This is a genomic window from Thalassotalea sp. G20_0 (assembly GCF_017744175.1).
In the GTDB taxonomy this organism is placed as follows: Bacteria; Pseudomonadota; Gammaproteobacteria; order Pseudomonadales; family Endozoicomonadaceae; genus Endozoicomonas.
The window spans coordinates 19,184-28,215 of record NZ_JAGHQV010000059.1; the positions used below are offsets into that span (position 1 = coordinate 19,184).

Annotated in this window: 4 protein-coding genes; all 4 read right to left on the bottom strand. The window is 48.4% G+C overall.

All coding sequences use genetic code 11. The features are described 5' to 3' along the window. Positions 1–54: 54 nt before the first annotated feature. Positions 55–3,723, bottom strand: a complete 3,669-nt coding sequence (locus J7438_RS22340) for an RAP domain-containing protein (RefSeq protein ID WP_209278309.1) — start codon at positions 3,721–3,723, stop codon at positions 55–57. A 142-nt stretch (positions 3,724–3,865) separates the two neighbouring features. Further along, entirely contained in the window at positions 3,866–5,968 is a 2,103-nt protein-coding gene (locus J7438_RS28470) for an ATP-binding protein (RefSeq protein ID WP_209278310.1), read from the bottom strand. A 1,014-nt stretch (positions 5,969–6,982) separates the two neighbouring features. Further along, positions 6,983–8,449, bottom strand: a complete 1,467-nt coding sequence (locus tag J7438_RS22350; protein WP_209278311.1) for an SLC13 family permease — start codon at positions 8,447–8,449, stop codon at positions 6,983–6,985. Between the two features lie 280 nt (positions 8,450–8,729). Then, a partial coding sequence (locus J7438_RS22355) for a hypothetical protein (RefSeq protein WP_209278312.1) occupies positions 8,730–9,032 on the bottom strand: 303 nt, incomplete at its 5' end.

Sequence of the window (9,032 nt, forward strand, 5' to 3'; positions counted from 1 at the left end):
TGCACGCAATGTCACCATCGGACAGGCTGTGGTCGCAATGCTCATCAATGGTCTTCATTTGTTTCTCTTCCTTTTTTTACGTTTTGGTTTGCCGGCTTGCTCTTCTGAATGTTCCTCGGCGGTTAAGTGAAAGTAATCTGAGGGTTGCCTTCCTTTATCGGTAGTCATGTGTGCCTCATCTGCTCTCCTTCTTTTAAGCGCTACAGAGGCACGCCCCGGCAGCTGGGTGGCTACCCTGGTCTTTATGTAATAAATACATCGTTTCATGGAATCCCGGCTCCCAAGCTCGCTAACCGGGATTTCAATGACCTCAAATCCTGATTTTTGCAGCAGTGCGATTTTAAGCAGTGTCGAGCCATTCCTGGTTTTGAAATCACCACCCACGTAATGCGACGGTCCCTGAACTTCAATCACAATGTTGTGATCTGGCAATAGCAGGTCTACCGGATGTAATGTGTTCAGACTTTTTTCTTTTTCAATCCTCAAAGAGGGAATGCGTGATTTGAGTTGATCGTGGAAGTTGGTTTGACGTTTTGACATGGTTGTCCGGTAATGGGGGACGAACGGACAAGGTTTCCCAAGCCAACTTGCGGCCATGGCAATGATGGTTTGCTCTTCTCTTCTGTCTGGGAATGTATTTTCCATGCGAGTAAACAGGTCATCCATGTACTTTTCAAACACGTTTTTTTTATTGGCATTGGGGGCCAGAGACAACCTGGCACAGCATACCATTACTCCCCAGAGAGACATTAATATGTTTTGCTGAGAGAGCTGAGGGTTTTTACGGATTTGGCGGACAAGCGATTTGAACGTAGAGACAGCCACGTTCAGTTCAACGAATTCACCCAGTTTCGCAATGGCCCACAGCAGGTTGGCGATTTCCTGTGGGTTAAAGTGAGCTTTCTGTGTCTTTACGTGAGGCAATAGCGCGGCTACGGTCTCTTTGAACCTTGGTGCTCCCTCCTCCACGCTGTCCACGAGTTTCGCGATGGCCCACAGCAGGTTGGCGATCGCCTGAGGAATAAATCGGTCTTTATGTGCGTTCACGTAGGGCAACAGCGCGGCCACGGCCTTGTTGAGATCTGGTGTCCCTTCTTGCCTGTTGTCCACCAGTTTTGCCATGGCCCACAGCAGGTTGGCGATACCCTGTGATTTAAAGTTAGCTTTCTGTGCGCTTACTTGGGGCAACAGCGCGGCCACGGCCTCGTTGAGCCCAGCTGTCTGCTCCTGCCCGTTGTCCACGAGTTTCGCCATGGCCCACAGCAGGTTGGTGACTTCCATTGGTTTAAAGTTACCTTCCTGTGCGTTTACGTGGGGCAACAGCGTGGCCACGGCTTTTTTGAACTCAGATGTTTGCTTCTGCCCGTTGTCCACCAGTTTCGCCATGGCCCACAGCAGTTTGGTGATTTCCCGTGGTGTAAAGTCAGCTTTCAGTGCGTTTATGTGGGGCAACAGCGCGGCCACGGCCTTGTTGAGATCTGGTGTCCGCTCTTGCCTGTTATCCATGAGTTTCGCCATGGCCCACAGCAGTTTGGTGATAGCCTGAGGAACACGTTGGTCTTTCATTACGTCCACTTGGGGCAACAGCGCTGTCACGGCCTTTGTGAACTCTGGTGTCCACTTCTGGCCGTAGTCCACCAGTTTCGCCATGGCCCACAGCAGGTTGGTGATTTCCCGTTGTTTAAAATTAGCTTTCTGTGCGTTTACGTGGGGCAACAGCACGGCCACAGCCTCTTTGAACTCTGGTGTCCGCTTCTGGCCGTTGTCTGCCAGTTTCGCCATGGCCCACAGCTGGGAGGCGATTTGCTGAGGAATAAACCGGTATTTCTTTACGTTCACGCAGTGCAACAGCGCGGCCACGGCCTCGTTGAGATCTGGTGTCCGCACTTGCCTGATGTCCACCAGTTTTGCCATGGCCCACAGCATGTTAGCGTTATCCTGGGAATTAAATTGGTCTTTTTGTGCGTTCACGTAGGGTAACAGCACGGCCACGGCCTCGTTGAGCTCTGGTGTTTCCTGCCCGTAGTCCACCAGTTTCGCCATGGCCCACAGCAGGTTGGCGATAGCCCGGGGAATAAATTGGTCTTTCTGTGCGTTCACCCGGGGCAGCAGTGCGGCCATGGCCTCTTTGAACCCTGGTGTCCGCACCCGCCCGTTGTCCACCAGTTTCGCCATGGCCCACAGCAGGTTGGTGATTTCCTGTGGTTTAAAGTTAGCTTTTCGTGCGTTGACGTGGGGCAACAGCACGGCCACAGCCTCTTTGAACTCTGGTATCAACGCCTGCCCGTTGTCCACCAGTTTCGCCATGGCCCACAGCAGGTTGGCGATTTCCTGTGGGTTAAAGTGAGCTTTCCGTGCGTTAACGTGGGGCAACAGCGCGGCCACGGCCTCGTTGAGCCTTGGTGTTTGCTCCTGCCCGTTGTCCACGAGTTTCGCCATGGCCCACAGCAGGTTGGTGATAGACTGAGGAATAAATTGGCCTTTCTGTACGTCCACTTGGGACAACAGCGCGGCCACGGCTTCTGTGAACTCTGGTGTCTGCACCTGCCCGTTTTCCACCAGTTTCGCCATGGCCCACAGCAGGTTGGCGATTTCCTGTGGGTTAAAGTGAGCTTTCCGTGCGTTGACGTGGGGCAACAGCGCGGCCACGGCCTCTTTGAGCCCAGGTGTCTGCTCCTGGCCGTTGTCTGGCAGTTTCGCCATGGCCCACAGCAGGTTGGTGATTTCCTGTGGTTTAAAGTTAGCTTTCTGTGCGTCTACGAGGGGCAACAGCGCGGCCACGGCCTCTTTGAACTCAGGTGTTTGCTTCTGCCCATTGTTCACCAGTTTCGCCATGGCCCACAGCAGGTTGGCGATTTCCTGTGGTTTAAAGTTAGCTTTCTGTGCGTTTACTTGAGGTAACAGCGCGGCCACAGCCTCCTGCAACTCTGGTGTCTGCTCCTGCCCGTTGTCCACCAGTTTCGCTATGGCCCACAGTAGGTTGGCGATACCCTGAGCAATAAATTGGTATTTCTGTGCGTTGACATTGGGCAACAGTGCGGCCACGGCCTTTTGGAGCCTTGGTGTCCGCTCCTGCCCGTTGTCCACCAGTTTCGCCATGGCCCACAGCAGGTTGGTGATTTGCTGGGTGTCAATATCCCTGGCTCCAGGTTTTTGATGGCACCTGAATGTTATTGCATCAAGTAGCTTTGACAATAAGACAGCTTGAGTATGCTTGACACGCTCATCCATGGGGTGATGGGGGATAAAAACACCAGCTGAAGTAAATGAATGAAGTGTTGTCGCCAGGCTTCGCCAACTCCAGCTCCGTGTTACTGTAAAATTTTGCAGTAAACGTATCAGCTGGCTTTGTTCCGCTCGATTTAACGGTCTTTGAGAAGCTGACGCGTATTTTTTAATGGAACAGGCAAAGTGACCGTGATTTCTCCCATCATAGTGATGAGCGAAAAGATCAGATTTACCCAACAGATCATCTATTATTTCTGGGTTGACAAGGGCATTAAAATCATGAGCGGGGGTTACTGAACGACACTGTAGATATTGAGAAGTGTATGCGCCAGAAGAATGGTAAAATTCATTATGCCCCGGGAAAGTGCGGGAGGGATTATCCCTCTGTCTTACTGTGTCATGTCTATATCGCCCAAGCCTTGAAGAAGCGGCTTGGTTATCCGGTTGGTTGTAATAATTACCTGGTCTTGCGTTAGCAGCAGGGGTTCTATTCATAGTTATATTTCATTAATTCACGAAAATATAATAAAACAGACCGCTGTTCTGTCCAGAGGTTCATTTTGCTGCAATATCTAGACTAGGTTTCTGCCAAAATGGAATTACATGGCCGTACCAGTGGGAACATTAAATGTCGATTTTATTTCGGGACAATTGCCTGCAGTCCGGTTTCCGAAAAGCCAGGGAACATATGCTCGAGCCGGTCAGTGATACGAAGCTTGTCCTTTTTAACATTGGAGTTAGTCTTTAAAAAAACCAGTACCTTTTCTAAAAATAGTAAGCGGTTACTGGTTTTGACCACCAGCTTCAAGCCTTCGTCGTGTACTTTCTGAATAACATTTAAGAATTGCTCGATTTTATCACGGCTACAAACAGATTCATCACACGCCATAAACACAGCCTGATGCTGTGTTTTGGATAAATCGCTGAGGTAGTAATCGTGGCTTTTTCGATAGGTTCCGGGTAAACAGGGCGGGGCTACCCGACGGATCTGGTCCACCTCAATGCTGAGTATTCTGGCGATATCGTCTATTGATACCGCATTCTCAGTAATCACTCCTGCCGCTTTGCAACCTTGATACTGACCCAGTTGCGATAATGCTTCAGCAGCCCGTACTTCAGGGCTGAGCCACCATTGGGTACGGCAACTGTCTCCTTGTAAATCGTTCAGGTAAACAAAGTTGTGGGCTTTCCCGGCAAAGGGATCAATAAAGCCGGGGGTTGCATCTTTGACAGGAATATGATGATTTGAACTGACCATGATGGCCGTGTTTTCAGTCATCACATGTTTCATTGTTTTTGCCAGCAATTCGTCGCTAAAGAAACCGCCGTTGGCATCATCGATGACCACCAGATCCTTACGGGCAAGCATTTCATCGATCTCTCTACGCCATTGCGCTTGATCACCGCCGAGTTCCTGAAACAGGGCACCTGCTTTTTCTATGTCTATATACAGGGTGTTGACACCGTAATCGGCTGCTTTTCTGGCAACAGCGACACAAAGATGTGTTTTTCCCAGTCCCGGTGATCCGGTCAGGAAAAGTCCCATGGGCTTTTTATCCAGGGCTTTACCCTGATTATTAATCACAGCATGGGTGAACCTCAGGGCCGTCTCTTTCATCCGTTCCTGCTGTGGTGAGGCGGGTTTGAACTGATCCAGATCAGCAACAAAATTTTCAGCGGGGAACGGTGAGCCGTGATGCACCGGTTTTGGTTCCACAGCCGGTATAACAGGCAACGGCGGTTGCTTATGCCAGACTTGATCGAACTGCGATACGAAATATTTCCAGTGCTTGGTACTGAAGCGAAACGCTACAGTGATACCGGCGATAGGGTGATCATCGGGCAGGGTATCGTCGGTCAGCTGTGCATACCCCGTTTCTCCCGCCTCAATAGCACGGTTTGTCTCAGGACTTTGTGGTTTGTTATAACCATCGATCAGCATTTTTGTGACCTGGTCATAGGTTTTTGGTTCATCAAAGTCATCCGGACCAAACCCCAGATAGAGATTGTGTCCGCTGCTGTTTTGCCCGGTGCATATCAGATTAAAACCGATTGCAGCACCGGTTTTGTGCTTCTCGCAGTAGCTGTCAACACCTTGAATATAGAGAATATCACCCTTTTTGATATCCAGTTCTGAAATTTTTTCAGTATTTGAAACAGAGGAAGTCAGATTTATGCACTTGAGATTTTCAAACAGATAATAGATAGGGTTACCGGCATTGATCGGTTTTATATTTCCAACTGTATGGGCGAAGCTTTCAGGCGATGTGAAAAGCGTGTAGGAAATTCTGAATTTTGAGGCCGGGGCATCAAAGATGCGGTTGAATTCGTCGGTGCCAATGATGGATTCAATGGCTCGATACTGACAGGCCAACAGGGTCGTGGCACAGTCGGCAACAGTAGGGCCATGAAAAAAAGCATTCAGGCACTCACTTGGGCTATACCCGTTATCCATTGCTACAAAGCCGGAACGGTATTTTTGGTCAAAATATTCCGGTAGAGAGTGCAGCCCGAGGATTTGACTGCCGGACAGCTTGGGAAGTTCATGGTCATGATAATCCTCAGGATAAAAAATACCCAGACGTTTTCTTGCTTCCAGCAGTTTTGCCCTGCGAAATGGATTGAAACCTGCCTTCGGAGCATGATCATAAAAGCGGGTCATGACTGAACTCCGATCAGCGTATGGTGTGTTAATGAGCTGGAGCCAGCGAACTGTAAATTCAGCGAACTGTTCAGCCACGGGCTTATTGCTGACACTTTTTGGCAAGGGGTGATAAGGGGGGGATATCTTGCATAAAGATGCGAAATGATTGTTTAAAAGATTATAATCAAGGATCGGTTTTTTTACTGAAACTTGTGTACTGTAGATAAGATCACATACGTGATTTATAGTACCGTCAATTTTCCTTTTCCTTACGCCCTGCCTCTGACCGCTTGAATCCGCTATTTTTTTCGGGGTGTCTTGTGTGGCGCTCATCTCAACACTGTTTATTGATGGGGAGAGTCGTGCCCTGGATAAGGGATAACCCAAAAAGCTCGGAGGACAGCTATTACCAGCAGCTAATTCAAAAGATTCAGAATCTGCTTTTCCGGATTTGAGACATAAGCCGTGTTGATAGCTGGCAGGTGCAATATTCATATTAATTATCCTTACAGTAATTTATCCCTGTTATGAATACCGCTCTGGCAGTGCTTCAGGTAATCCCGGGGGAATGTCCGAATAATATTCTTCTGATACAGTTATCTGATTATTAGGACAAAAAGAAAATGAATTAGTTCACCGTCAAAGGGGGTGGGATTAGTGGGGATTTTGCATTGACGGCGAGTTTGGGTAAGCATTCCCACGGGGGGCGTGGGAGGTGCCTGTGTATGTATATCAGAGCTTAGCTGCACTAGGAGGCTGTCCGAGAATAGACTGCCCTACTGCGGTTGCGATAAATTGGTCTAAAAATTCCTGCTTCTTCGTCAAATAGCCCCGCTATTCTCCTCAGAATCAGAAATTTTTATCCTCAATTTCTCGCAATCCTCGCTACGGGCGCTATTCTCGGACAGCCTCCTAGGTCGCAGGGAGCACTCTTTCTAATTAAGGTAGCGGTTTGAGTTTTATCCGTTAAGGCACTGTCATTTAATAACTTCTGCATTTCAGTGAGCACTTCCCGTTTCCTGAAAAGGCAGGCCGCTTTTGCTTTTGCGGCCGACAGCCATCGAGCTTAACAAGTCCCAGCCAATTGCGGAACTTATTCCGGGACAGTTCTTAATGTGCACCCAAAACAGCACCCACCAAATAATAACCAACCAAAGTAACCAGAATGATACCGATAATATTCAGGGCAAATCCGGCTTTGATCATATCTTTGATTTCCAGTTTGCCAGCACCAAATACAATGGCGTTTGGAGGAGTAGCTACCGGCATCATAAAGGCGCAGCTAGCGGCCAGAGCGGCAGGCGCAGCCAGCATAACCGGCTCAATGCCAAGGGTTACACCTAAAGCCCCCATTAATGGCAGAAAACCGGCGGCAGTTGCCGTGTTACTGGTTAACTCGGTCAGAAAAATAATGACTGTTACCACGAAGGCAACCACCAGCAGTATTGGCATGCCCGCCACAACACTCATGGCCTCGGCAACCCAGGAAGCCAGGCCGGTACTTTTGATCTGAGCTGCCAGCGTCAAACCTCCACCAAACAGCATCAAGACACCCCAGGGAATTTCGCGGGCTTTTTCCCAGGACATCACATACACACGCTCATCCTGTTTTACCGGAATGATAAACAGACTGATGGTCGCTGCAATAGCAATCATGGTGTCAGAAAGGCCTGGAATATAGCCTTTCAGTAGTGGTCGAAAGATCCAGAGAGTCGCTGTGACAACAAAGATAATGGCAACGGTTTTCTCGCCACGGGTCATAACACCGAGCTCTTTCAGCTTCGATTTGAACAACTCAGTAGCGTTTGGATTTTCATTTTTATCCAGATCGAAACCAAATTTAGTCAACCACAACCAACTGGCACCCAGCATAAGCAGACAAACTGGCAGACCCACCATCATCCACTGTGCAAAACCAATTTCTATGTTGTACGTTTCAGACAGGAAGGCCGCCAGCAAAGCATTGGGAGGCGTTCCAATCAAAGTGGCCAGGCCACCAATACTGGCGCTGTAGGCAATGGCCAGCAACAAGGCTTTGGAGAAATTTTTATTTTTATCTTCATCACTGCCAGACACCATGGAAGCAACGGACAAACCAATAGGTAACATCATCACGCTGGTAGCCGTATTGGACACCCACATACTCAGAAATGCGGTAGCCACCATAAAACCGCCAATCTGCAGATCAGGACGAACACCGGTACGCAGCATAATATGGAGAGCTATACGCTTATGCAGATTCCAGCGTTCCATCGCCATACCCAACATAAACCCGCCAAAAAACAGATAAATGGTCGGATGAGCAAAAGGGGCTGTCACGGCTTTGATACTGGCAACACCCAAAAGTGGCACCAGCAGAATGGGCAACAGGGAAGTCACAGGAATAGGAACCACCTCTGATACCCACCAGATCGCCATCATGCTGGCGACACCCACCATATACCAGGCATTTTGCGCCATTCCTTCAGGAGGCGCAGTAAAAATAGTCAGCAGTAACACCAGAGGGCCGGCAATCAGAGAGACCCAATACGTGAGTCCGGGGCCAGAACGAGCGAAGGCTGAAGTAGTTGTTGTCATAAATATTTTTTCTTTTAAAAGGCCACACGCGGTCTAGTGTCTTTTATTTCAGGAAAATTATTTTGACTTAGATCAATTTTTAGAGAGGTTTGATTAAATGTGTTAACTTTTGTTTGGTTGTGAAGAGCTGCAAACAAAACCAGGGAAAAAAAGGACACCCACTTTTTAAAAAGTGAAGAGAGTACGTCATTTATTCATTCATCTAATTTCAGGTAAGCGCCAATTTAACCTGCGTATGTGGCCATTTTAACCGTAAAATGCTTGTGTCATGACAACTGGTTTATCCTTGTAGGAACTCTTCAAGCCAGTCATGGTTGTTGTTGAACCGTTCTGACTCGGTCGCAAATAAATCAAAATCCGGCGACAATAAATCAGAATCCGATTCCCAAATGTCAATGTCAATTTCGTTCAGCCCAAGAGGGTCTTTTTTTCTGCATTCCAAGGCTGAATACCAATCGTTTTGTGTCTGTTTATCCACATCATAATGGTTGATCTTTTGGAGAACACTCATTAACTGCGGAAGTATCATCTCTTTCCGATAGGGTTCCAATAGTTCAAGTTCTCTATTCCCCAATATCGGAAA